Annotated in this window: 30 protein-coding genes, 1 other RNA gene and 3 pseudogenes; 5 read left to right on the top strand and 29 right to left on the bottom strand. The window is 45.7% G+C overall.

What is annotated here, in order from left to right; translation table 11 throughout:
- Positions 1-60 precede the first annotated feature (60 nt).
- The 8 genes from hfq to ndk all read right to left on the bottom strand — a co-directional run bounded on the left by hfq (position 61) and on the right by ndk (position 8,093).
- Entirely contained in the window at positions 61-303 is a 243-nt protein-coding gene (gene hfq / locus DXE31_RS07300; RefSeq protein WP_114698330.1) for an RNA chaperone Hfq, read from the bottom strand.
- A 187-nt stretch (positions 304-490) separates the two neighbouring features.
- A complete protein-coding gene (gene der / locus DXE31_RS07295) occupies positions 491-1,846 on the bottom strand; it encodes a ribosome biogenesis GTPase Der (protein ID WP_114698329.1) in 1,356 nt (451 codons plus the stop codon).
- Complete coding sequence (bamB, locus tag DXE31_RS07290) at positions 1,843-3,000, bottom strand: outer membrane protein assembly factor BamB (protein ID WP_114698328.1); 1,158 nt, start codon at positions 2,998-3,000, stop codon at positions 1,843-1,845. Before bamB ends, der begins: the two co-directional genes overlap by 4 nt.
- A gap of 2 nt (positions 3,001-3,002) precedes the next feature.
- On the bottom strand, positions 3,003-3,659 hold the full coding sequence (locus DXE31_RS07285; protein WP_114698327.1) for a YfgM family protein: 657 nt from the start codon (positions 3,657-3,659) through the stop codon (positions 3,003-3,005).
- Positions 3,660-3,715: 56 nt separating this feature from the next.
- The gene (gene hisS, locus DXE31_RS07280) at positions 3,716-5,056 is read right to left on the bottom strand and encodes a histidine--tRNA ligase (protein ID WP_114698326.1); all 1,341 of its coding nucleotides are present in this window, start codon (positions 5,054-5,056) and stop codon (positions 3,716-3,718) included.
- A 59-nt stretch (positions 5,057-5,115) separates the two neighbouring features.
- The gene (gene ispG / locus DXE31_RS07275) at positions 5,116-6,384 is read right to left on the bottom strand and encodes a flavodoxin-dependent (E)-4-hydroxy-3-methylbut-2-enyl-diphosphate synthase (protein ID WP_114698325.1); all 1,269 of its coding nucleotides are present in this window, start codon (positions 6,382-6,384) and stop codon (positions 5,116-5,118) included.
- Positions 6,385-6,429: 45 nt separating this feature from the next.
- Positions 6,430-7,620 (bottom strand): dual-specificity RNA methyltransferase RlmN, encoded by a 1,191-nt coding sequence (rlmN, locus tag DXE31_RS07270; protein ID WP_114698324.1) that lies wholly within the window; start codon positions 7,618-7,620, stop codon positions 6,430-6,432.
- Positions 7,621-7,667: 47 nt separating this feature from the next.
- Positions 7,668-8,093 (bottom strand): nucleoside-diphosphate kinase, encoded by a 426-nt coding sequence (ndk, locus tag DXE31_RS07265; protein ID WP_114698323.1) that lies wholly within the window; start codon positions 8,091-8,093, stop codon positions 7,668-7,670.
- A gap of 263 nt (positions 8,094-8,356) precedes the next feature.
- Between ndk and DXE31_RS07260 the strand changes: the two genes are divergently transcribed.
- Positions 8,357-9,058, top strand: a complete 702-nt coding sequence (locus DXE31_RS07260; protein ID WP_114698322.1) for a Bax inhibitor-1 family protein — start codon at positions 8,357-8,359, stop codon at positions 9,056-9,058.
- A gap of 368 nt (positions 9,059-9,426) precedes the next feature.
- On the opposite strand, the pseudogene DXE31_RS07255 reads toward DXE31_RS07260, so the two are convergent.
- The 14 genes and pseudogenes from DXE31_RS07255 to dnaX form a co-directional block, all read right to left on the bottom strand.
- Positions 9,427-10,306: pseudogene (locus DXE31_RS07255) on the bottom strand (methyltransferase domain-containing protein); the annotation flags it as partial.
- Between the two features lie 33 nt (positions 10,307-10,339).
- Positions 10,340-10,655: pseudogene (locus tag DXE31_RS12960) on the bottom strand (3'-5' exonuclease); the annotation flags it as partial.
- 17 nt (positions 10,656-10,672) lie between these two features.
- A complete protein-coding gene (locus DXE31_RS07245; RefSeq protein WP_114698321.1) occupies positions 10,673-11,434 on the bottom strand; it encodes a peptidoglycan DD-metalloendopeptidase family protein in 762 nt (253 codons plus the stop codon).
- A gap of 133 nt (positions 11,435-11,567) precedes the next feature.
- The gene (locus DXE31_RS07240; RefSeq protein ID WP_415077893.1) at positions 11,568-12,071 is read right to left on the bottom strand and encodes a protein-L-isoaspartate O-methyltransferase family protein; all 504 of its coding nucleotides are present in this window, start codon (positions 12,069-12,071) and stop codon (positions 11,568-11,570) included.
- 56 nt (positions 12,072-12,127) lie between these two features.
- A complete protein-coding gene (gene surE, locus DXE31_RS07235) occupies positions 12,128-12,916 on the bottom strand; it encodes a 5'/3'-nucleotidase SurE (RefSeq protein ID WP_114698320.1) in 789 nt (262 codons plus the stop codon).
- Between the two features lie 18 nt (positions 12,917-12,934).
- Positions 12,935-13,312 carry an efflux RND transporter periplasmic adaptor subunit gene (locus DXE31_RS07230; protein ID WP_162785567.1) on the bottom strand — a complete coding sequence of 126 codons (378 nt, stop codon included), beginning with the start codon at positions 13,310-13,312 and terminating at the stop codon, positions 12,935-12,937.
- Entirely contained in the window at positions 13,290-13,715 is a 426-nt protein-coding gene (locus DXE31_RS07225; protein WP_162785566.1) for a hypothetical protein, read from the bottom strand. The genes DXE31_RS07230 and DXE31_RS07225 overlap by 23 nt, the downstream gene beginning before the upstream one ends.
- Positions 13,716-13,724: 9 nt before the next feature.
- Positions 13,725-13,880, bottom strand: coding sequence for a hypothetical protein (locus tag DXE31_RS10480; RefSeq protein ID WP_197712191.1), 156 nt, complete (start codon positions 13,878-13,880; stop codon positions 13,725-13,727).
- A 77-nt stretch (positions 13,881-13,957) separates the two neighbouring features.
- Positions 13,958-14,641 (bottom strand): TolC family protein, encoded by a 684-nt coding sequence (locus DXE31_RS07220; protein ID WP_197712190.1) that lies wholly within the window; start codon positions 14,639-14,641, stop codon positions 13,958-13,960.
- Positions 14,642-14,898: 257 nt separating this feature from the next.
- Positions 14,899-15,249 (bottom strand): carbohydrate porin, encoded by a 351-nt coding sequence (locus DXE31_RS10475; protein ID WP_197712189.1) that lies wholly within the window; start codon positions 15,247-15,249, stop codon positions 14,899-14,901.
- Entirely contained in the window at positions 15,236-15,757 is a 522-nt protein-coding gene (locus DXE31_RS10470) for a hypothetical protein (protein ID WP_197712188.1), read from the bottom strand. Before DXE31_RS10470 ends, DXE31_RS10475 begins: the two co-directional genes overlap by 14 nt.
- A 331-nt stretch (positions 15,758-16,088) precedes the next feature.
- On the bottom strand, positions 16,089-16,703 hold the full coding sequence (gene recR, locus DXE31_RS07210; RefSeq protein WP_114698317.1) for a recombination mediator RecR: 615 nt from the start codon (positions 16,701-16,703) through the stop codon (positions 16,089-16,091).
- Between the two features lie 22 nt (positions 16,704-16,725).
- Entirely contained in the window at positions 16,726-17,049 is a 324-nt protein-coding gene (locus tag DXE31_RS07205; RefSeq protein WP_114698316.1) for a YbaB/EbfC family nucleoid-associated protein, read from the bottom strand.
- Positions 17,050-17,144: 95 nt separating this feature from the next.
- On the bottom strand, positions 17,145-18,773 hold the full coding sequence (gene dnaX / locus DXE31_RS07200; protein WP_114698315.1) for a DNA polymerase III subunit gamma/tau: 1,629 nt from the start codon (positions 18,771-18,773) through the stop codon (positions 17,145-17,147).
- A gap of 32 nt (positions 18,774-18,805) precedes the next feature.
- On the opposite strand from dnaX, the gene ffs reads away from it, so the two are divergent.
- Positions 18,806-18,904: signal recognition particle sRNA small type (ffs, locus tag DXE31_RS07195), an RNA gene on the top strand.
- 130 nt (positions 18,905-19,034) lie between these two features.
- Here the strand turns inward: ffs and DXE31_RS07190 are convergent.
- The 5 genes from DXE31_RS07190 to DXE31_RS07175 form a co-directional block, all read right to left on the bottom strand.
- Positions 19,035-19,478 carry a sulfurtransferase gene (locus DXE31_RS07190; RefSeq protein ID WP_114698314.1) on the bottom strand — a complete coding sequence of 148 codons (444 nt, stop codon included), beginning with the start codon at positions 19,476-19,478 and terminating at the stop codon, positions 19,035-19,037.
- A gap of 51 nt (positions 19,479-19,529) precedes the next feature.
- The gene (locus DXE31_RS07185) at positions 19,530-19,739 is read right to left on the bottom strand and encodes a hypothetical protein (protein ID WP_114698313.1); all 210 of its coding nucleotides are present in this window, start codon (positions 19,737-19,739) and stop codon (positions 19,530-19,532) included.
- A 27-nt stretch (positions 19,740-19,766) separates the two neighbouring features.
- On the bottom strand, positions 19,767-19,895 hold the full coding sequence (locus DXE31_RS07180; RefSeq protein ID WP_162785565.1) for a rhodanese-like domain-containing protein: 129 nt from the start codon (positions 19,893-19,895) through the stop codon (positions 19,767-19,769).
- 196 nt (positions 19,896-20,091) lie between these two features.
- Positions 20,092-20,265 (bottom strand): hypothetical protein, encoded by a 174-nt coding sequence (locus DXE31_RS09775; RefSeq protein ID WP_162785564.1) that lies wholly within the window; start codon positions 20,263-20,265, stop codon positions 20,092-20,094.
- Positions 20,249-20,515, bottom strand: a complete 267-nt coding sequence (locus tag DXE31_RS07175) for an SRPBCC family protein (RefSeq protein WP_114698311.1) — start codon at positions 20,513-20,515, stop codon at positions 20,249-20,251. The genes DXE31_RS09775 and DXE31_RS07175 overlap by 17 nt, the downstream gene beginning before the upstream one ends.
- 223 nt (positions 20,516-20,738) lie before the next feature.
- Between DXE31_RS07175 and DXE31_RS11545 the strand changes: the two genes are divergently transcribed.
- Together DXE31_RS11545 and DXE31_RS11540 are read left to right on the top strand one after the other, a co-directional pair.
- Positions 20,739-21,074, top strand: coding sequence for a 3'-5' exonuclease (locus tag DXE31_RS11545; protein ID WP_231969466.1), 336 nt, complete (start codon positions 20,739-20,741; stop codon positions 21,072-21,074).
- 69 nt (positions 21,075-21,143) lie between these two features.
- A complete protein-coding gene (locus DXE31_RS11540; protein WP_231969465.1) occupies positions 21,144-21,401 on the top strand; it encodes a putative quorum-sensing-regulated virulence factor in 258 nt (85 codons plus the stop codon).
- A 426-nt stretch (positions 21,402-21,827) separates the two neighbouring features.
- Here DXE31_RS11540 and DXE31_RS07160 read toward each other — a convergent pair whose 3' ends face one another.
- On the bottom strand, positions 21,828-22,370 hold the full coding sequence (locus DXE31_RS07160; RefSeq protein WP_114698310.1) for a TIGR00645 family protein: 543 nt from the start codon (positions 22,368-22,370) through the stop codon (positions 21,828-21,830).
- A gap of 498 nt (positions 22,371-22,868) precedes the next feature.
- On the bottom strand, positions 22,869-23,405 hold the full coding sequence (locus DXE31_RS10465) for a LexA family protein (RefSeq protein ID WP_197712187.1): 537 nt from the start codon (positions 23,403-23,405) through the stop codon (positions 22,869-22,871).
- Positions 23,406-23,559: 154 nt separating this feature from the next.
- Here DXE31_RS10465 and DXE31_RS07150 point away from each other — a divergent pair.
- Positions 23,560-24,337, top strand: a pseudogene (locus DXE31_RS07150) (isocitrate/isopropylmalate family dehydrogenase); the annotation flags it as partial.
- Between the last annotated feature and the right edge of the window lie 7 nt (positions 24,338-24,344).

The raw sequence follows: 24,344 nt of genomic DNA, 5'->3' as shown, positions 1-24,344 counted from the left end.
AAATCCTCGCGTCCTGTATCTACCCCAACAAGAACGGCGCGAGCAGCATCTACACCAGTGCTATACAGAGCTGGCTTCTTCTAAACGGAAATCGATCGCACGCGCAGGAACAATCGTTGAGATCGCATGCTTGTAAACCATCTGGGTCACGGTATTACGCAAAAGGACAACATATTGATCAAATGATTCAATATTGCCTTGCAACTTAATACCATTGACGAGATAGATCGAGACAGGAACATGCTCTTTGCGCAAGGCATTGAGAAATGGGTCCTGAAGTAATTGAATTTTGTTGTTATGCATACTGCCCCTTATTTATCTTTTGACAACTACTTTTTTGGGAGTCTTGCTTTTTTAATTAAATTTCAACCATCACTACAAAATACTCACCGTATTTCAACCAATAAAGCACTAACTAAACTTGTTATGTTGAGCTGATTTTCAAAAAAATCAAGCGCAACTTTGCCTCAGCACGAAACCTTAGCCCAAATTAGCGTTTTTTGCCCTTATCGGCATATACGTAAGGGTTTTTGGCGGTATTCATCTGAATCCGCAAAGGGGTACCACGGAGTTTGAAGACATCCCTAAAACGCCCTTCCAAATATCGTTTGTAGCTATCGGTCACCCCACTTAAGGATGTGCCATGAATCACCACAATTGGAGGATTCATACCCCCTTGGTGGGCATAACGTAATTTTGGACGTCCCATGCCAACCCGTTTAGGCTGTTGATACTCGATCGCTTCTTGCAAAATACGGGTTAAACGCGGAGTTGGAAGTTTAGCCATCGCTGCGGCGTAGGCAGCATCAATATCCTTAAATAGATCTTTGAGTCCAGTACCTTTTTTGGCAGAGATCGGATGTACGTTAGCAAAGTCCAAGAAGCGCAATTTTTGTGCGATCTCTAGGCGAGCACGCTCTTTAACGTAGGCATCAATCCCATCCCACTTATTTACCGCCACTACCAATGCGCGACCAGCTTCGACAATAAATCCAGCGATATGGGCGTCTTGCTCAGAAATATCTTGCTGAGCATCCAACATCAAAATCACAACGTTGCAATCTGCAATCGCTTGTAATGTTTTAACAACTGAGAACTTTTCAATGGCTTCAAATACCTTGCCACGACGACGCAAACCTGCAGTATCGACCAAGATATAAGGTTTACCCTTTCGTTCAAAAGGGACTTCAATTGCATCGCGTGTAGTGCCGGGCATATCAAATGCAATCACTCGCTCCTCACCAATCAATTTATTGATCAATGTTGATTTACCCACGTTAGGACGACCCACAACTGCAATCTTCATGGGACGATTTGGATCATTCGCTAATGCTTCCTCATCAGGCTCTGCAATACCAAGAGAATCCAAAACATCGTCAATCAGACTACGCACTCCATCGCCGTGAGCAGAAGAGATTGGGAAAGGCTCACCCAAACCTAGTTCATGGAAGTCAGCCGTAACAACACCGGCTTGCATCCCTTCAGTCTTATTCACTGCCAAAAGAACGGGTCTGCCAGTCTTGCGCAAAAAGTCAGCAATCACACGATCTTGTGGCGCCATTCCTAAGCGGCCATCGACTAAGAAAATCACAATGTCAGATTCAGCAACAGCCTGCTTAGTCTGCTTTGCTATTTCAGCAACAATCCCGGTTTTGGCAACAGGTTCAAAACCACCAGTATCTACACAAATAAACGGACGATCGCCACTACGTCCTTTGCCATAGTGACGATCTCGGGTTAAACCAGAAAAGTCTGCCACCAATGCATCGCGTGATCGCGTTAAATGATTAAAGAGGGTCGACTTACCGACATTAGGACGACCAACGATAGTGATGACTGGATTCATTTTGGACTGTACGCCGCTATTTTTCCACCTTGAGATTGAACCAAGATGAGGCCACCTACCGCTATGGGAGCGGCCGAGATTGGACTACTGTCGTGACGAATACGCGCAACCATCTCGCCATTCGCCTGTGAAAATGCGTGAATATAACCCTGAGCATCGCCCATGAGGAGCACCCTTCCAACCGCAAGGGATTCGCCTACATCACGGAAAGTCAGCTTTGTGTTTTCCCAAACCTGTGTGCCATCTTTAGTTGCAAAAGCCGTGACATAGGATTTGTCATTAGCCGAAAAGACCATGTCAGAATTTTGCGAGGTGCCAGTGTAACTCGAGTAATCTTTGAACCACAGGAGATTGCCTGTGCGCGCCTGACCACAACCGATGCGGCCCTGATAAGAAACTGCGCAAATAATTTCACCTTCCATACTTGGTTTTGCAGTGACATCATTCAAACGTTCGATCTCTGAGAAGCCCTTAGGAAAAGAAACTGTGGTCTCCCAAACTAAACCCCCATTGGCAACCGCAATCATGCCAAAGCGACCACCTGCAAAACCAGTAACAATGGCCTCATTACCAATAGCTAACATTCCATAGCCCACTCTTAATGCCAAGGCAGATGGCTGGCGCTGATAAGTCCACTTACGTGCACCGGTTTGCGCGTCCAAGCCAATAAAACGGTTATCGAGGGCACGGACAATTACTACACCCCCAGCCACTAATGGCTCACTCAACACTTCGCTGCCAACCTTAAAATTCCATATCGGTTTGCCGGTATCGTCATAGACATACACAGTACCTTTAGTTGTAACGGCGACAGTTGTGCGACCATCAGAACCTGGACCAACGGATAAGCGCTCTGGTACGGATACTTCCCAAACTTTATTACCTGATGCCAAATCAATCTTGGCCAAATTTCCACGATGAGAAGCAACATAGACTGCATCACCAGCAACAACCGGATGAAAGTTAAAAGTTTCGGATGAGCCAATGCTAGTTGCCCAGACTGGCTGCAAATCAAACTGATTCGTCACGGGCACTAACTCTGCAGGCTTTCTCACTCTCGCGCTTCCAGAACAAGCCATCAAAGCAAGCACCAATGAACCCAATACCAACGCTACTCCGATGCGTTCTGGCAAGCCTCTCATATTATTCGTCATCACTAAGTAACTCCTCCAACCGCATCAAGCTTCACCTTTAAGAGGCCACGTGCCTCTTCTGGAACTTCTTGGGCTTGATCTAATTTTTTCCAAGCTTCTTGATAACTTTGTTTTGCCTGTTCATTCTTTTTCTGCGCCAAATACCAATCACCACGACGCTCGAGCCATAATGATTCAAAACCAATAATCGGCTTCTGGTTCAAAATTTGATCAGCCTCTGCAAAATCTTTTTCACCGCCCTGCTCAATTAGCTGAGTAACTAAACGCAATTTTGCTAAAGCGAGATAACCATCATTCGATGCATTTTTGGCAGCCCAACGCAAATAATCCAAAGCCTTAGCGCTATCGCCAGCGTCCGATACAATACGTGCAGCAATTAAACTGGACATTGCTGCGTAAGGGGTACGACCAAAATCCTTTTGTAAATCATCTGCTGCACGCAAGATTTGATCTTTATCGCCTTTAGCAATTGCCCCCACCATCGTTTCATAAAGTTTGAAAGCCTCAAGCGCCTGACTATTACGCCACCATTGATATCCACTGTAGACAGTGTAAGCAAACAATACGACCGTGATGACACTAGTAATCAGGTTGCGGTATTTTTGCCAAAACGCTTTGAATTGGTCTAATTGTTCTTGTTCTTCTAAATCTAAAGGCATGTCAATCCAAATTCATTAAGAGAAATTCACGGTAATTTGTAGGTATTGGCTTCATTCTATTCGTTAGCGCCCACAAGAGCGTCAATTGCCGTCCCCAAGACATCATCTAACGGAATAGACTGTTGCTCGCCAGTACCACGTAGGTCTTTCAGTTGGGCCTCATTCTTGACCAACTCATCAGGGCCAATAATGACCGCAAAGGCGGCGCCACTGCTATCAGCCTTCTTCATTTGAGACTTAAAACTAGCCGCCTGCCCATCTGGTGGGCAGAACAGAATGGTATCAATACCAGCGCTTCGTAAGCGCTCTGCAATGATCATGGCAGTTATCACAGTCTCGCCACCTTGGTGCAAAACAAAGATATCGCATTGAGCCTGTGCCTCTGGTAAAGATCCAGAAACCTTCATCAATTCAAGGACACGCTCCATCCCCATTGCCCAACCGCAAGCAGGCGCCGGTTTTCCGCCCATGCGCTCGATCAACGGATCGTAGCGACCACCGCCTGCAATCGTACCCTGCGCACCCAACTCATCGGTCACCCATTCAAATACTGTGAGGTTGTAGTAATCCAAGCCTCGAACTAACCGAGGATTGATCTTGCAGGAGATGTTATTTGCCTTGAGTAAATCCTGCACTGCATTGAAATGCCTGAGCGATTCTTCACCTAAAAAATCCAAGAGCTTTGGGGCATCTTCTATCAAGACTTGCATCTCTGGGTTTTTAGAATCCAAGATACGCAATGGATTAGTCAACAAACGTCGTTGCGAATCTTCATCTAACTGCTGTTTATTCTTTTCGAAGTATGTGACGAGTGCCACGCGGTGCTCTGCTCGCTCGGGCGCTTGCCCGAGAGAATTGATTTCTAAGCACACGCCCTTCAAACCCAACTCATCCCACAAGCGCTGACCCATCAAAATAATCTCTGCATCAATGTCAGGACCAGCAAAGCCAAGTGCCTCAATCCCAAACTGGTGGAACTGGCGATAGCGTCCACGCTGAGGACGTTCGTGACGAAACATGGGGCCGGTATACCACAGGCGCTTTGGACCTTCATAAAGTAAGTTGTTTTCAATTACGGAACGCACTAAAGCAGCAGTACCCTCAGGGCGCAAGGTCAATTGCTCGCCATTCAAGCGATCTTCAAAAGAATACATCTCCTTTTCAACAATATCAGTAACCTCACCAATACCCCGCTGGAATACTGCAGTGGCTTCGACAATTGGCGTTCTCAAAAACTCATAGCCATAAGCACGGGTTAAATCACGTAAGGCATACTCCAAATGCGCCCATTGTGCAGCATCCGCTGGCAATAAATCATTCATACCGCGCACGCCATTAATCTTTTGGATCTTCTGAGCCTGAGCTTGTGATTTTTGGTCTTGGCTTTGATCGGTCATTTTTATTATTGTGGTATCAATGTTTTGTTGATTTTTTATCTGTGAGCTTGCTAGATCTCTTAAGCCTTGGGTGCATAGTTTTGCTTTACATACTCATCCACAATGACCTGAAACTCTTCGGCAATTTTCTCACCACGCAGAGTTTTGACTTTAACGCCATCCACAAACACCGGTGCTGCAGGGCTCTCGCCTGTTCCCGGCAATGAAATGCCGATATTGGCATGTTTGCTCTCACCAGGACCATTGACGATACAGCCCATAATGGCGACGTTCATATTCGCAACATCTGGATGGGTTTTCTTCCATACGGGCATTTGCTGACGTAAATAAGACTGGATGTCAGCAGCCAATTCTTGGAAAGTGGTGCTAGTTGTTCTACCGCAACCAGGGCAAGCAATTACCATTGGTGTGAAATTACGCAAGCCCATGGTTTGTAATATTTCTTGGGCAACAATCACTTCGTTTTCACGGGGTGCGCCGGGATCAGGCGTAAGTGAAACGCGAATCGTATCGCCAATACCCTCTTGCAGCAAAATGCCCATCGCTGCGGTTGAGGAAACCATCCCTTTGCTACCCATGCCTGCTTCCGTTAAACCTAAGTGCAAGGGATAGTCTGAACGACGTGCGAGGTCGCGATAGACCGCCACTAAATCTTGGACATTGCTCACTTTGCAAGAAAGCAAAATTTGATTGGGATTCATACTCAACTCAACCGCTTTTTCTGCAGACTGCAAAGCTGACTGAATTAATGCCTCAATCATGACTTCTTGCGCCGTTTTCGGAACTGCTAATGCAGCGTTGGCATCCATAAGCGATGCGAGAAGATCTTGATCAAAGCTCCCCCAATTCACGCCAATGCGAATTGGCTTTTCGTACTTACATGCCGCTTCAATCATCTGAGTAAACTGCGGATCGCGCTTGGCGCCCTTCCCGACATTACCTGGATTAATACGATACTTCGAGAGTGCTTTGGCGCACTCCGGAAAATCATTTAATAAAGTATGGCCGTTGTAATGGAAATCGCCAATCAATGGCACCAAGACATCCATCTTGTCTAGCTGTTCACGAATATAGGGGACTGCCGCGGCAGCTTCTGGGGTATTTACGGTAATGCGAACCATCTCTGATCCTGCGCGAGCCAATTCTTTTACTTGAATTGCAGTTCCCACAGCATCTGCTGTGTCAGTATTCGTCATCGATTGCACGCGCACGGGCGCATCACCACCTACGGTAATGATGTTGGTCTTCCAAGCAATCGTTGCTTGACGAGTTGCACGCTTTGGACTAGGTCCTAGCGGTAATGGTGGCAATGAATGATGAGAGCTCATAGGAATTGGGTGGCAATAAGCTAGTAATTAATTTAATTTTTTGAGTCATTCGATAGGGTGCGCATCAGCCTCATTGCTGGACTCCACTTCAGCAACTTCAATTTCAGCTTTGTGCACAGCACGCTCGCGTACTTTTGTGCGATCCACTACGTCTCCTGCTAATTGACCACAAGCAGCAGTTATATCGTCGCCTCGGGTCTTACGTACAGTTGCTACCATACCGGCATCCAACAAAATGCTTGCAAAGGCCTTAACATACTGAGCTGGTGAACACTTCAGCCCTGACTCCGGGAAAGAATTAAATGGAATTAAATTAATCTTGCACTTAATGTTTTTCAGTAAATGAACCAGTTCTTTTGCCTGAATATCTGAATCATTTACACCGTCAAGCATGCAGTATTCAAAAGTTAAAAAATCTCTGGGAGCAAACGGCAAATAACGCTCACACGCATCTAGCAACTCGCGTAGCGGATATTTTTGATTGAGTGGCACCAATTGATCACGCAATGCGTCATTTGGCGCATGCAAAGAAACCGCTAATGCTACTGGGCAATCTTGCGCAAGCCGATCAATAATTGGCACGACACCCGATGTAGACACCGTTACACGACGACGTGATAAGCCATAAGCACGATCATCAAGCATCAATCGTAATGCTGAAACCACATTGTCATAGTTGAGCAGTGGCTCACCCATGCCCATCATCACTACATTCGAAATTACACGACCTGTATGCTTCCAACCAGGAGCGGGGAACTTTTCAATTCTCCGAATCGCCTCAGGATCATTACGCAATAGATGCTCTGCAAACCAAAGCTGCCCGATGATTTCACCGGAAGTGAGGTTGCGCGAAAAGCCTTGATGTCCAGTAGAGCAAAAACGGCAATTGACCGCACAGCCTGCCTGGGATGAAATGCACAAAGTGCCACGGTTATCCTCAGGAATAAAGACGGACTCCACCGCATTACCAGCGCCCACGTCCAGCAACCACTTACGAGTACCATCTGCGGCCTGTTCATCTTTGATAACAGGAAGAGAAAATACTTCTGCTTTATCTAGCAAAGTGGCTCGAAAGCTTTTTGCCAAATCACTCATGTCATTGATATCAGCTACACCGCGTTGGTGTATCCACTGCATGAATTGTTTTGCCCTAAAGGGCTTTTCATTCAACCTCGCGACATACGCCGCCATTTGGTCGGCGTCAAAATCTAAGAGATTTACGCGCGGAGAGGTCAATGCGCCTACCTATATATTTCAATAGGTTGTCTGTTTTTAATCGTTGACTAACGATTAAAAACATTCATACCTGGGAAGAAAAATGCCACTTCCACAGCAGCAGTTTCTGGAGCATCAGAACCATGAACTGCGTTCGCATCAATGCTGTCTGCAAAGACAGAACGAATAGTGCCTTTATCTGCTTTCTTAGGATCAGTAGCACCCATTAAGTCACGATTCTTCGCAATTGCGCCTTCGCCTTGCAGCACTTGAATCATTACAGGACCAGAGATCATGAAATTCACCAAATCTTTAAAGAAAGGACGATCTTTGTGAACGGTATAGAACTGCTCTGCTTCAGATTGTGACAAATACGCCATTTTGGAAGCAACGATCTTCAAACCAGCTGATTCAAAACGGTCATAGATTTTGCCGATGACGTTTTTAGCGACAGCATCAGGTTTGATAATAGAAAGGGTCCGTTCAATTGCCATGCAAGACTCCAGTAGTGATTTCAAAGATATTTGCCAAGTAGAAGAGCCAAATAGGCCTTTGCACCCCAGCGACCCCCAAATTATACATTGCCTGACCGTATTTACCCATATGCTCGTAGGGCTAAGCCCTGGAATTTACAGGGTATAAGCTCTTAATTTGTAGGTCTTTTATAGGGGGGCTTGAAATTTGGGCATTTTGTCTATAATTACTGTCAACAGTCCTTCATGGGCTCATGTAATAACTATGAAAAAAAGGAGTCAATATGAGTGATCTGAACTCTTACGGCTTTGGCCAAACCGGCTCAACTAGTACCGTCCAGATACGCAACCGCGTACTGCGCAATACCTATGCTTTATTAGCGCTATCGATGGTTCCGACTGTCATTGGCGCCTGGCTTGGCGTAGCAATGGGTCTGGACTTTTTCGCTGGCAGCCCATTTATTGGCTTTATTGTGTTCATGGCAGTTGCCTTTGGTTTCTTCTGGGCAATTGAAAAGAATAAAGATACTGGCATAGGCGTTCTGCTGCTTCTATGCTTTACATTCTTCATGGGCATCATGATGTCCCGTTTAGTGGGCTTTACCTTAAATAGCTACAGCAATGGCGCCACCCTAATCATGTTGTCTTTTGGCGGTACAGCTGCAATCTTCGCCACCATGGCAACAATTGCAAGCGTGAGCAAAAGCGACTTTTCGGGTATGGGTAAGTGGTTAATGGTAGGTGTGTTGCTCTTGATTGTTGCCTCATTCGCTAACATCTGGTTGCAATTGCCTGCTTTGATGTTGACTGTGATGGTATTAGCAATCGCAATCTTCTCTGCCTTCATCCTGGTTGACGTTCAGCGTGTGCTCAATGGTGGCGAGACAAACTACATCATGGCTACATTAGCTATCTACTTGGATGTGTATAATGTCTTTGCTAACTTGCTCGCTTTGTTAGGCATTGTTGGTGGTAATAGAGATTAAGAAAGATTGATCACACTAACAAGTGTGATAGTGACTCAAGGGGCGCCTGCGGGCGCCTTTTTCTTTAGCACTGATGAATTAAATACCTACTGCAGATTAAACTGCCACAAACATACTCACAGCGTAAGAGAGTGCCAACAAAATTAAGAGAATTGCAAAATTATCTGAGACTTTCATGATGTACCCCCAAGAGCAAATAACAAATTGTTGAGCATCACTTCTAAAGTGCAAAGCTGGTTGGCTGCACACTTTCAATCTACTCTCCATGAAGATGATTGCGAATGAGCTACGCACCTTAAATAGACTTACCGCACTCATCCTGTGCAGAATTTGCTAGAAAACCGATTTATTTCAGATGTTTATGAGATTTATACGCGGTCAAATACCGACATAGACGCAACGTGGGAAGTGTGCGGGAACATATGAATTATTCCGGCGCTACTCAGTCGATAACCTGCCTGATGACAAAGGATCTCCACGTCTCTTGCCAAGGTCTTTGGATTACAGGAAACATAAACGATGCGCTTGCGGTAGTAATTTACTGTGTTGCCAGTGCAACTCTGCAAGCGCCTGACAAATTGCCATCGCACCGTCTCGTGGAGGATCCATGAACCAACAGTCTGCTTTTCCCCAGGATGCGACTGTCTCTGGTATTGCTTTAAACAAATCGCTTTGCATAAAACTCACTTTATTTACTAGGTCATTATGTTCAGCGTTGTCTTTTGCCCTAGCAGTCAAACTAGCCAAGCCCTCTATACCTAAAACCTGCTTTGCTTTTCTGGCAAGTGGTAAGGTGAAGTTACCAATCCCACAAAACAAATCGAGCACGTGATCTGCTGGGTTAACCTCCAGCAATCGAATCGCTCTACTGACCAATGCACGGTTCATCATATGGTTGACTTGAGTGAAATCGGTTGGCTTGAATGGCATCTGACTTTCAAACTCAGGCAGACGGTAGAAAAGCTTTCCGGTCTCTGGATAAAACGGTGCTACGGTCTCGATTCCATTGGACTGCAACCAGATCCAGACTTGATGCTGTGATCTGCAAACGCGCGCAAGAGGCGCTCGTCCTGAGTAGTCAGAGGCTGTAGATATTTGCGGCATGCGATCAACAATCGATAAACCCATTACTAATTTGCGCATCTCGGGCAATAAATCTGAGACATGCTTAGGTAGGATTTCGCAGGCGAGCATATCAGCGACATAACCACTTTTACCTTCATGAAAGCCAATTAATACTGTGCTTTTTTAATCATCCCATGGTGTATTAAATTTGGCTCATAAATCCATCATATCGAGATGACGCATATGATAGCGATTGATGTAGTGATTCCATTTAAATTCTCGGCTATCAGATTCTTGGCTCTCACCCATCTCCCAATAACGCGGAGCCTGGAGTAGATTTTTTAATCAGATCAAAAAAGGCTTGTATTAAAACCTTCTCTTCATCTGGGGGGTTCGCGTGCCTACTTTGATTTGGGGCAAGCCGTCCTTGGTCCTCCCGAGTCACTCATGGAAAATCGGGATAATCTTCTAGACGGCGCAGCCCCACAACATCTGGAATCGTTTCGATATCAAATACGAGTACTGTTGCCATACTGACTTACTGCAACACTACTGCAAATACGGTGTTGGATTGACTGGCTTACCGTTTACACGAAGCTCGAAGTGCAGCTTAATTGCATTAGCATCGGTATCACCCATTTCTGCAATCCGTTGGCCTTTACGCACGGCATCACCCTCTTTTACTAAGAGCTTACTATTGTGAGCATAGGCCGTGAGATAGGTATGGTCATGCTTCACAATCACGAGATTACCGTAGCCACGCAAGCTATTGCCAGCATAGACAACCTTACCGTCAGAGGCAGCCAGGATGGGCTCTCCAACCTTACCGCCAATATCAATACCTTTATTGGTTTCACTAAATTCAGCGATGGCCTTGCCATTAGCGGGCCAAGATAAACGAATGCCTGGTTCAGCGACAACTTCTGGCTTTTTTGCTAGCTCAGCAGTGGTTGCATCCGTCTTATCCGCAGCTGGTTTTTTCTCGGCAACTCGCGCTGACTTGGATCCACTAGGCGCTCTAATAATGATTAAGTCACCTACTTCAATAATATTTGGGTTAAAACTCGGGTTAGCTGCTTTGTTCCGCTGAATCACATCACGTGGTGCTTGACCGTTATCCAATGCAATACGCGCTAATGTGTCACCTTTTTTCACTCGGTAATAACCAGGCGGTGTTGATTCAACGCTGCTACTAGTAGTGCGATCTGTCACACTTGCTGGTTTAGTGCGTGGTGTAGAACAACCCACTACCAAGGTCAAAGACGCAGTCAGTATTGCAATCAGGAAGGGTGTAAATAATGTACGTGGCATCAATTTGGGTTCTGAATTAATGAATTCATCTTAAATCTCATACTACCCCTGATTGTAAGGGGACAAAAAAGACCCCGTCTAGTACGGTCCTTTAATAGCGCTGGGAGCTCGTCTTCTCGACCCTCATCAATTGCTACTCTTTGTCATTTTTAGCAACTGGAGCGACCAGACGACCGCCAATCGATAACTGATCCAATAAAGCATCTGGAATACCTAATCCGGCAGCGGCCAGAATAATGTCATCAAAAGGCGCTGCTTGAGGTAGGCCCAAAATCCTGTCGCCATAAATCAAGCGCAGATTATTAACCCGAAAGGGGCGAAGCTTTGCTCTAGCCATGTTATGAAGTGGACGAATCCGCTCAATCGAATACACTTCGTCTGCCAGCAAACTAAGCACTGCCGCTTGATAACCACAACCAGTGCCAATCTCTAATACCTTGCCAAGCTTGTGTTTCGGTTTATGTAACAACTCAATCATACGATCAACCACTGATGGCTTAGAAATCGTCTGCTCATGACCAATTGGAAGCGCTGTATCTTCATAAGCTTGCACATGCAAACCCGCATCCATAAAAGCATGGCGCGGCACAGTCGCAATTGCCTCTAAAGTTTTACCATGCGTGACACCGGCTAGCATGCACCTTGGCAGCTAGAGCCTTTCGATAGGCAGCAAAGCGCTCTGTCGGTAGCTTCTCAACCGCGGTCCCACCCATTACCGCGCATTGCTGCTAAACGCGCATGGTGTGTTAAATCTAATTGCATTGGCGTAATAGAAATACAACCTTCGGCAATCGCATGAAAGTCAGTACCTTCAGAGCCCTCTTTCACATCGCCTGCTGCGCCAATCCAATAAATTTTCTCACCACGTGGGCTATCTTGCTCAACAACAGGTTGAGAATGATGGCGATTACCCAGACGAGTCACGCGCCAACGATACAGATCTGCATAAGGACGATTCGGAATATTAACGTTGAGTAGAGTAGCAGTTCCATCGCCACGAACTAAAGCGGAAACCAACATTTGCGCCACTACATCATGGGCGGCTTTGGCTGCATTTTCGATTCGCTTCCAACCACGATCAATTTGCGAGAATGCGATACCTGGCACGCCAAACATTACCCCCTCAACCGCAGCAGCCACTGTACCCGAGTACAGAGTATCCTCACCCATGTTCTCACCCTGATTCATTCCAGAGATCACGAGATCAGGCTTCTCATCCAAGAAACCCGTCATTGCTACGTGAACACAATCGGTTGGCGTGCCATTAATAAAGAAAAAACCATCGCGCTCTCCATCAGCAACCCGATGAATCGAGAGCGGCCTGGAGAGAGTTAACGAATTAGAAGCACCACTATGATTTTGCTCTGGTGCTATTACAGTGATGCGACCCAATGGACGCACCGCGTTCACTAATGCCAGAAGACCAGGAGCTAAATAGCCATCATCATTGGAGACCAAGATATGGAGTTGACGATCACTCATGTATTGATGCTTTCTTAATCATGCGTTCACCACAGCACCTGGCTCGATACCCCGCTTAACAACCACGCCCCTCAAAGGGGAGCGCATAATTAAATTGCTAGCGGTCTTGTCGGTAATCTCTATATTCTTAATATCACCAGCACCGAGGTTACGCATCCGATTTACCGCAACTTGCTGAGGAATGCGAGCATCACCCAATAAATCCCCCATCGATTTATTGGACTCAAGAACCTTAGCTGCTTTAGAAGACAGCAAATATTCTTGCTGCGCAGACAAAAATTCAGGACTGCCCATCTCAACGATGGGCGAACCAATTTCTACCTGCGCGCCGTCAAATGCATAGATTCGTGCTACTCGGCCGGGCGCGCACTGATCACACTTTAGATTTTTCTGCATTAAATGCCAAACGACCAGGTACTTTGATATTAACTGGCACTTGTACTTTTTCAGCCGACTGAAATACATAAATCGCAGGATTGAGCGTCACCCCAGGTAGATTTAACTCCAAGATACCGCTACTTTCAACTTTGAGCGCTTTGTCGGATGCCTCAATCTTGACTGCACGATTGACATTGGTCACGCACCCTACAACAATACCCAAAGACAAAATAGCAAAAGCAAACGCAAAAACAGCTAGACGAATGCGATAGCGGTTTTGTGGAGAGAGATTCCAATACAACCCTGCTAGGCCAGCAGCTGCTGCTTTAGCATGTTGCGCACCATGATGGGCGCCCTTGTCCAAAATTGGCTGCGTCTTTTCTGAAACACGCTTTAGAAACGAATGCAATTTGTCTTTCAAAACCACTCCTTAAAAAGGCTCTTTACCAGCGGATACGAGCAATACGGCTTGTGCCTGTAATAACTTGCTCTCTGCCTGAGCCAAAGCAACTTCCAAGTTACGCAATTGTGTTTGCGCAGTCAATAAGTCATTAAAGCCCTGGCCATTATTTGAATACTGTGTCAAGCCTATCTTATACGCTGCATCGGCTTGTGGGGCACTTGGCGATCTTTTAAAAACTGGGCCTGAGCCGTATAGCCTGCTCATAAGTTGCATAGGCAGTATTGACAGCCAATACGATTTGTTGACGATATAGAAATATATCCCACCTCTGCTGCGGCTTGGTTACGTTGCGCCTGCTCTACCCCATATTTTTCCTTAGCGAAAAAATACAAAGGAATAATGAGGTCTAACTCAAATTGATAAAAGAGTGCACCGTTGTTAGCAGAGAATGGGCCCCGTAGTGTGTAGGAAGATCCAATGACTTGGAAATCTGGTAAGTAGGCTTTCTTCGCTAGATCAACCCCTTTGCCTGCAGCATCGAGTTGCAAGGCAGAGCTTTTCAAAGAGGGATAACTATTTTCAGCGTACTCCTCTAGCTCGATGAATGTAGGAACAGCCGTCATGGCACGACGTACATCACCGCGCAATACTAATTTTTCACGAGACAATAAGGCCTCGGCATTGGTATCCGCAATATCGACTACCAGACTTTTCGTACCTGGAAACTGAAAAGGTTGCGCTACTGAAATCGAGTTATTACTACAAATACCACCAGAATATTGCTGAGACGGCGCGTTAGCACCACCCAAAGCAAATGGCCAGTGCACTAGCATACCAGACCACGCTAATCCAACTTGTGGATTAGCCGGTGCATTAATTTGCGGCACTATTGTCTTGGCAGATAAGTAGGACTCACGCAGTGAAGAGAGCTGCGGATTATTCATCTTGAGTTCATAACGGAGCAATACTCATCAATAGTTTTGCTACACCCGATTTATCTTCGCCAAGAATTAACAAATGCGATCACCCCAAAATCTAAAAAGCTGTTTTTTATAGCCCCAGCTACAGATTTAAATCAAATCCATGCCCACTTCTGGTGATTTTACAGATTATAGGGGACAAAAATGAAAGACCTGAGCATTTGGATTATCTAAGTCATTGATTATAAAGATTTTAAGTAGGACTGACTTCAGTAAAGCCGTTAAAACTCAGCATGCACCCTAAATGAAACGATATTTACAGGGCCACGGGCAGAGTTGTAAGCAGGATTATTAATGTGCTGAAAATTCAAGCCAGCCAGTACATTCTTGACAATCAGGGCGTTGTATTGGATCTCACCAATACGCTCAGGGCGATACGAAATGGTTTGGTGAGGACCTGCATAGTCACCAATAAAGTAAGACACACCACCTGCTTGCAAATAATTTCTGCGATAACTCGATAAGCCGTTTTGCATCATCGCAAGTCCAAGCGTGTCATTTGGACAACTCCAGCTTGTGCCATTCATGCCCATACCTTCTGAGATAGAATTATCTGCCTCAGTAAAAGACATCGTCTCTGTACAAGCTCATCCGCTTATGATAAGCGAGCACACTCACCTTGCCAGGCAAATCGGCAATCTGATGCTGACGCTCTACTTCAATTATATCCAATGTAGAAAACTGTCCAGCAGTAATGACGACGCGATTACTGCGCACCGTTTGGGTAATTTGATTGGCGTCGTTTTCAATAACAACTTTATCGCCTTCCTGATTAAAAGTTTGGCGCAAAAATGCTCTTACAGAATAGAACTTTGCGTTGAGTCCCGCAGCTTTAGTGGCCTCACCGTTAGTAAATCCACCAAGGCCGACAAGATCAGAAAACGGAACGCCAGATACTACTTCAGGATTGAAAGAAATATCAGTATGCGGCGCTAAGCGTGCACCAAAGAACAAAGTGCCTGACCAGGCATAACTCATGGACTTCAAAGCAGACAAACTATTTTCACCAGAATAGCTAGAGGTGAAATTGTTGTATCGCTGATGAATATAGGTAATTTGGCCGTGAATATTGACTGGCAATTTGATCCGCGCCGGATCCTGCCCTCTGCGCACAGGCAGAAGTACCAAAGAATGTGCAAAGAATACCAAGCAGGAGGAGTAAATAAATCTTGCGGGTCATTCTCAATTTCTAATGAGGTTGTCAGCATGATGCATTGACAACATGCCGATGAAGAAAACTAAGCAAACACAGCTTGGGATTGAAGCCCAAGGGTGGCGCAGACAAAATTATCCCCAATAAAGAGTAATTTATCTAGTCTTTATGTCGTCTAGATGACAGGGGCAAGAAAAATCACTGCCAGATAAGGCTATGCGTATACCCTGAAAACAACTCAGAGGAAAGTCAGAAAGATTAACGGCGATCCATTAAGGCGCGAGCCAATGTACCCGCATCGACATACTCTAGCTCACCACCCACGGGAATACCGTGAGCAATGCGGGTGACCTTGATACCTTTGGCTTTGAGGACTTCACCTATGTAGTGAGCAGTAGCCTCACCTTCACTAGTGAAATTGGTTGCAAGTACTACTTCCCGAATTGGTACACCAGTATCTGGGGTTTCAATACGAATGAGCAAACGATCAAAGCCGACTTCATTTGGACCCATGCCATCAAGTGGTGAAAGGCGTCCCATGAGGACAAAGTAATTGCCTCTGAAGCTCAGGGTCTGCTCCACCATCACTTGATCAGCAGGGGTTTCTACAATACACAGCAAAGATGGGTCACGATGCTCATCAGAGCAGGTGCTACAGATCTGTGTTTTCGAGAAAGTATTGCAACGCGCACAGTGACCAACCGTTTCTACTGCTTCGCCTAGTGATTGAGCAAGTTCGGCAGCTCCATTGCGATCATGCTGCAATAAATAAAACGCCATGCGCTGAGCAGACCTGGGGCCTACTCCAGGCAATACTCGCAATGCCTCGATCAAACGGCCAAGGGCATCTTGAGGTGCTTCATGACGTGCCATCGGATAACTAACTTAGATAAATTTAGAAAGGCAGCTTAAAGCCAGAGGGCATTGGCATACCCGCTGTTGCACCAGACATCAGCTGGGCACTCGCTGCTTCTACTTGTTTGAATGCTTCTGTATAAGCTATCCCGATCAGATCTTCCAACATCTCACGATCATCCATAGCACCTGGGTCAATCTGCACCCGTTTGAGTTCAAACTTACCTGAGATGGTCACTTTGACTAAGCCACCAGCAGCTTGACCAGTCACTTCAAGCGCAGTCAACTGCTCTTGCGCTAACTTCATCTTCTCTTGCATCTGCTGAGCCTGTTTCATGAGGCCAGCAAGTCCACCTTTCATCATCGCTTGATTTCCTTAGTGCTTATAAATTAATAAATGTCAATGAATGTGCTCTATTAATCTTGCTTTATCAGGTTGGCTGCATCAATCTAGCTTGATTACAGCGGCCTGACCGAACCACCGACCACCTTAGCGCCAAACTCTTTTTCCAGTTGCTGAATAAACGGATCAGCCGCAATCAATTGCTCCGCATTCATTTTCTTCTCTTGATGAACTTGAGCATCAACCTTTGCTATGGTCTTACCCTCCACTTCACCCTTTTCAATCACGAGCTTCACAGATTTACCAAAGTGTGCAGTCAATGCATCAGCTAAACGAGCCACTGAAGCCTCTGAAAGCAATTGCGGCATCGGCGTGACAATCGTCGCGCGCACGCCAGTAGCGGCATCATTCCAATCTTGCAACTCAGTCTGAAACGCTAACTGCTGCACCAAGCCTTTGACGGGTAACTGACGCATCAAGGCATGCCAGTCTGGGCGCTCGGCAGAATTACCAGCTGGATTTGCTGCAGTAGCTACTGATTTAGCTGCAGGAGCAGATGCTCTTGGGGCTGCTGAAGCTGCAGGACGAGCAGCATTAAGGAGTGGAGCGGAGGGTGCAGCACTACCGCCTCCACTGCTATTGCTGTTACCTGGACGAAACGCCAACATCCGCAAGAGCGTCATAGCAAAGCCAGTTTGCTCATCTGGTGCCAGCGATAAATCGGGACGGCTAGTAATGGTGATTTGGTAGAAGAGTTGCGCCTCTTCTTTCGTCAGCTGTGTAGCAAGACGACGAATCTCACCGGCTTCTGGCCAATCATCTAATACTGATTGAGGGACCACTTGTGCTGCTGCAATTTTTTGCAAGAGGCTAGAGAGATCTTGCAACGCTAATGCGAAAGACATGCTGCGCTCACCCATTTCGTTTGCCACCGCTAAAAGACTTGCACCGTCTTTAGCAATTAAGCAATCCAAAATACGAATGAGGTAGGCATCATCTAATGTACCAAGCATGCCACGCACCGATTCTTCGCTGACTTTGCCAGCAGCATAGGCAATTGCTTGATCGGTGAGCGATAAAGCGTCGCGCATCGATCCTTGAGCTGCCTTTGCTAAAACCCGCAAGGCATTGGCTTCGTAGCCCACCTTTTCAGAAGCAAGGACTTTCTCTAGATGCTCAACAATCAGGGGTACAGGCATCTGCTTGAGGTTGAACTGCAAGCAACGCGACAGAATAGTGACGGGGATCTTTTGGGGATCGGTTGTCGCCAGAATAAATTTGACGTGCTCTGGTGGCTCTTCTAATGTTTTGAGCATAGCATTAAAAGCATGATTGGTGAGCATGTGTACCTCGTCAATCATGTAAACCTTATAACGACCATTACTTGGTGCGTAAGCTGCCTTTTCTAATAGTGCGGCAATATCATCAACGCCACGATTACTAGCAGCATCCATCTCGATATAGTCAACAAAACGACCGGCATCGATTTCCAGACAAACTGGACATTTGCCACAAGGCTCTGAAGTCATCTTGCCCGAACCATCAGATCCAGTGCAATTAAGGGCTTTAGCCATAATTCTCGCAATGGTGGTCTTGCCTACTCCACGGGTTCCCGTAAAGAGCCATGCATGGTGTAGGCGACCCTGATCCAAAGCATGGGTTAAGGCCTTAACCACATGGTCTTGTCCTACTAACTCAGAGAAGTTTTTGGGGCGCCACGAACGGGCTAATGCCAATGCTGTCATGTCTTACATTCTAACAAGCTAAAATGGAATTGGATGGGCCTCCCCGCATGGTGGGCTGGATAACCTGGTCAGGTCGGGAACGAAGCAGCCAAACCCAATTTCTGCCAGTGCCGGGGGTTTGGCTCATCCACCCTATTCTGCAAGTTGTTGTTTGTTAATGGATTAAATTTTGTGAAATCCTTAAAACAGCGATTTGTGTCAGTTAGCTGTGTCACCTAGAAGCATTAACTAATAATTTCAGAGGTTCACACAGCCAATTCATCAGTTACTTTTATGTTTTAGAGCCTCTTCAAGTTGATTGATGTTATTTTGCATGGCCGTCATCTTGGCATTCAGCGCACCCACATTCAAGAAGGTCTCATCTGCTACTGGCGCTTTAAGATTGTTGCCCCAGCCCAGCCATGACGAGTCATATACTTTGACCTTCTTCAAACCTAATATCTTGAGAACTGTAGCAGTCTCTGAGGCTCGCATACCGCTTTGACAATAGGCCACAGTCTCTTTCTCGGGATCGAGCTTGGCATATAGTTGCTTGAGATCCGTTTGATTTTTAAGAGACATACTTGGGTTATCAGCCACTTGTTTCTTGCCTAATTTGATTGCAGTGGCTAGATCTTGCCAATTACCCTCATAGGGAATATGGCCACCGCGAAGCGTACGGACATCCTTGCCCGAATATTCATCAGAAGTGCGGACATCAATTATTTGTACCGACTTTGATTAAACGAGCTTTAGCATCTCCTCATTACTCACCACTCATTGCGATTGAGGAACCAGCGTCACAGAAACGGGGGGCAAAGTTTGGCGCTCTTTTTGAATCGGCAGGCCCGCCTGTTTCGAGCCATCAATACCATCATGGTAAATCTGCGCATTTTTTCCAGCAAAATAATTGATGGTGTACAGCCCAAAATAGGTATAAGGATTGCCACGTGCGCCATAGACCACAATATCTTGATTGACATCCAAACGAGCAGCATGAAAGATCTTCTGAATTTAATCTGTAGAAATATAGTCTTCCTTATTCGGGTCACGCAGCACGCCGCCAATATTGATGGCTCCCGATATGTGGCCATCTAAATAACTTTTGGTATCGCGCACATCCCAAACAAACAATGACACCACAAGCGATGGCTTGTTGCACCTGCTCTGTTTGGATGATCGGAGATTTTTGCTGAGCAAAAGTCACTGAAAAAATGGAAACTAAAACGATTGTGAGAATGGTTTTCGTGCGAACTCCTCAAGGCGAATGAAATTAACAATACACCAAGACTTTATTTTTGTGTATAGCGACTTGTTGCCAATATACCGACTGAGATACTTACTTACAGGCCAATACTGTTAGGGGTTTATATTGCACTGCTTTTTGGGCCATCGACTCGAGCCGGTCATTGAAATTGTTTTTCATAAAATACGCGATGACCGCCATTGGCACTACCGAATCAAGGCCTACCGCAGCATCATCTTTCCAAGTACCCTTATAAGTACTTTGCATCGCCACCGACTTGCTCAAAGCTCAGAAGGTTATATGGCACTTCGGTGTATTCCACTACGGTTTTGAGCTCAACATGAAAAAAGAGGATTTCTTCCTCTAGAACTCTGCTTATGCTTACTTTATTAGCAGATCGAGAAAGAATTTTGACATCGACTACTCCTGCAATATTTTGAGAAGCTTCATAGTCAATTAAAAAAGCATATGCATTACAGGGCTGAATGGGAACGGTGTAATTAGTATTAATATGCAAGCGGCCACTGGCACGCTTGATATTTCCCTGAACATTGAAAGGGTTGTCACTATCCTGAGCGCATACTTGCGAACTAATTACACTCAGAATAAAGATTAATCTCCATTTTTGAAGATTTGAACGTAGAGGTATAAGTTGCTAATGAATAGAACACTAAGATGATTTAGATGTAAGCTCATAACCACTGCAGGCACAATAGAAATAATTAACCCATAAAGCTCCCATGTCCCAAGCCATTATTTTTGATGTTGAAGCAACTGATAAGAACGATGCTGTCATTATTGAAGCAGCCTCTCTCGATGTCACCTCTCTCAATCCATTTGCAGTGGACAATCCTTGGGTGCAGCGTTACAACCCAGGCAAGCAGATCAGTTTAGGTGCTCTGGCGACTCATCACATCATGGATGAAGAGTTGGTGAACTGCCCAGCGAGCAGCTCTTTTCAATTGCCTGCTGGCACTAAATACTTAATTGGTCACAACATTGATTTTGATTGGGTTGCAATCGGTAGTCCTGAAGTCAAACGCATTTGCACTTTGGCACTTGCACGCAGTCTTTAGCCAGAACTAGATAGTCATACCCAAAGCGCTTTACTCTATGACTTTGAGCGGAATACCGCTAAGGGGCAATTGCGTAATACCCATAGTGCCTTAGCTGATGTATGGATTTGCTCCAAGATTGTTGGGCAAATGATTAATAATCTACACCCTGTCTCTCTAGAAGAGGCTTTATGGGAGATGTCCGAAAAAGCCCGCATACCGACAATCATGCCGTATGGCAAACATAAGGGCGAACTCATTAGCCAAATACCAGGTGACTATAAGCAATGGTTACTGCGCCAAGACAATGTATCTGGTTATTTACGCAAAGCTTTAGAAGCTAAATAAGATGCTTAATGAGTCCGGTGCTTGAACTGGTTTGCTGCGTTTTTTACTTGGCAACGAGCTGTAGTTTTTGGCAATCCAGGTTCGGAGTGCCATCGTCATTGAGAATATTAAATTCTCGGTATGGGCTCGGTCTTTGTTCATAAATCGAGCAGCGCCAACCTTTTTCTACGCTATGCTTTTAGTAGGGCTACGAAGCGCCGCTACCCTTCTCGGTACCCATTCATACAAGCTAGGTGCGCGTTGAGCTTACTTGTAAGTTCTGCTGGAACCACTCCAGTGCCGTTACCCTCAGTTTCTCCATGGTAGAAACTGACTCGGAAATGCTGGCAAGACATGCCACATTCAAAACAAGGGTTCACACTCTCAATGCTCATCATGCTCATGGTTTAGTGTTCTGCCTTGAATTGCAGTATTGATATCCACTCTTTAATGTGGCTTATGAGCGGCTGTAACTATTTTTTCTGTATAAGCAATTGCCAGAGCAGACAAGACGAATGTGACATGAATTAAGGTTTGCCACATCAAGGTCTTTTCATCATAGGATGCCGCATTGATAAACGTCTTTAATAAATGGATTGATGAAATGCCAATAATGGCTGTTGCCAACTTCACTTTGAGTACGCCCGCATTGACATGCGATAGCCACTCCGGTTGGTCTGGATGATTTTCCAACTCTAAGCGCGACACAAATGTTTCCCAACCACCCACGATCACCATCACTAATAAATTGGAGATCATGACAACGTCAATGAGCCCCAAGACCACCAACATCAAAGCAGTCTCAGTCATACTCTTATTAGCCATCATCTCTACTAGATGAATCAGCTCAACCCAAAACTGCCATACGTAGACGCCTTGAGCAACGATCAGTCCAAGATATAAAGGTGCCTGTAACCAGCGGGACATAAATATCCAGCGTGGCAAGGGCCGTAGTTTCTTGTCTAGGAAGGTTTGCTTATCTTCAGTCATAGAGGAATATTAACCACTTTTCTACGTCGGAAAAGACTTAGCAAATATAGGGGAATTTAACTGCTCTAGATAGCCCTTAGTAGGGAATAAAGAATCCGTGATTTCTTCATTCCCCTTCCAGGCCTACTGCATTTTTACTGCTGTTTACTGCTTTTACCAGCAACTCAATTACTGGTAATTCCGATTAAATACTCGCTTTGTTTCGCTTTCGTGACGCTTAGTGTTTTTCAACACAGTGCAGTAAGACAAAACCATGATGATGGTTAATGAGATCCCGTTAAAGTTATTCATCCAGTCGCTGATAGCGTTTATATGTTTCTCCTCTTTGGCCGTACCGCGTAGCTCATAGCAAAAAAAGGCACTCCATCACAACACCAAACTGCTGGCGCATGGCTTGTGGTGAAGCTTGCAATAAATCCAATATGCTCAGGATGAGCTGGGCTTTGAGTTTTTTGGCAATTTGTTTACCAACACCCCCAGACCTCACTTACCTCGGTCTCACTTATCCACTGATAGAGCTCTTCTTTTGCCAGCGCGTTTACATCGCATACGCCAGCAAACTGTTGGTGTTTTTTTAGTCAAGTGATTGACTAACTTAGCCAGGGTCTTACTGGAACCAATACCGACGCAAACTGGCAAGCCAGTAGTGCCTTTCACTTCTTGTTTAATTTTCTGACCTAACTCGCTGGTGTTTTGGTAGCGCTTTAAGACGGTCTCGATTTGTAAGAAACTCTCGTCAATGCTATACACCTCGAGTAAAGCTTTATCGACAACAACTTTGTCGCCATCGCAAATCCCAGCGCCAAGCATCGAATCACCATTGACGGTGAACATGAATGTGGCCGGCTTGTTCTGCACCAAGTAGTGGTTCAGGTCGAGACCATCTTCAGCGTAATCTGCCACCGGACCAGGCAAACCCGCCGAAATCCAGTGACTCAGAAGCTTGAGCTCATAGGCAGCAAAATGCCCTGCCAAGGCTTGTGGTGCCTGGCTTAAGGTAGCTTTTGCGGGGTTCATTACTGGCGTCATAGTCATTAATATACTATATGCATATACAGTACATATAAAAACCGCAAAAATGAAGGGCTGTTTGTTGTTTTAAGGCTATGAGTGGTCTCAATCCCCTCTTCCTAGTCATAAACCCCAAGCGCCCCCCTGCGTCCATGAGGGTCGAACGAATTGCATACTGATGCTAGACATAGCTCATATAAAAGAAGTTATCCCAGAATGCGAAAAGGTATTAAATGCCTTAAGCAAAAAACATCCTAAAGTCGCTTTTGAATTCGAGTACTTTGATTGGGGTGGCGATTACTACCGTAAGCAAGGCATCATGATGCCCCACGATGGTCTAGAACCTTTACGTTCTAAAGATGCCATTTTGTTTGGCTAAGCTGGTGACCCCAACTTTCCTGATTACATTACTTTATGGGGTTTGCGTCTCAAAAACTGTCAAGGATTTGATCAATATGCGAACGTGCGTCCTACACGCATTCTCCCCGGTATTGAAACGCCACTGTGCAATTGCAAACCAGGTCAACTCGATTGGGTCATCGTGCGCGAGAACTCTGAAGGCGAGTACTATGGTGTAGGCGGTAGAGTGCACCAAGGGCACCCGATTGAAGTCGCTTCAGATATGAGCATCACGACCCGCGTTGGGGTTGAGCGTGTCCAGCGTTTCGCTTTCAAGCTAGCGCAGTCACGCCCTCGTACACACCTCACTGTCCACCAAGTCGAATGCCCAGCGTCACGGTATGGTGATGTGGGATGAGATTGCCAATATCGTTGCCAAAGATTTCCCTGATGTCACTTGGGATCAAGAATTGGTCGATGCCGCCACAGCACGCATGATCAATCGTCCAGTATCTTTAGATACTATCGTGGCAACTAACTTACACGCAGATGTTCTGAGTGATTTAGCAGCAGCGCTAGCTGGCAGCTTAGGAATTGCGCCCACGGCCAACCTTGACGCTGTTT

Source organism: Polynucleobacter necessarius (assembly GCF_900095185.1).
Taxonomy (GTDB): Bacteria; Pseudomonadota; Gammaproteobacteria; order Burkholderiales; family Burkholderiaceae; genus Polynucleobacter.
This window is presented reverse-complemented; position numbering and strand designations above follow the sequence as displayed.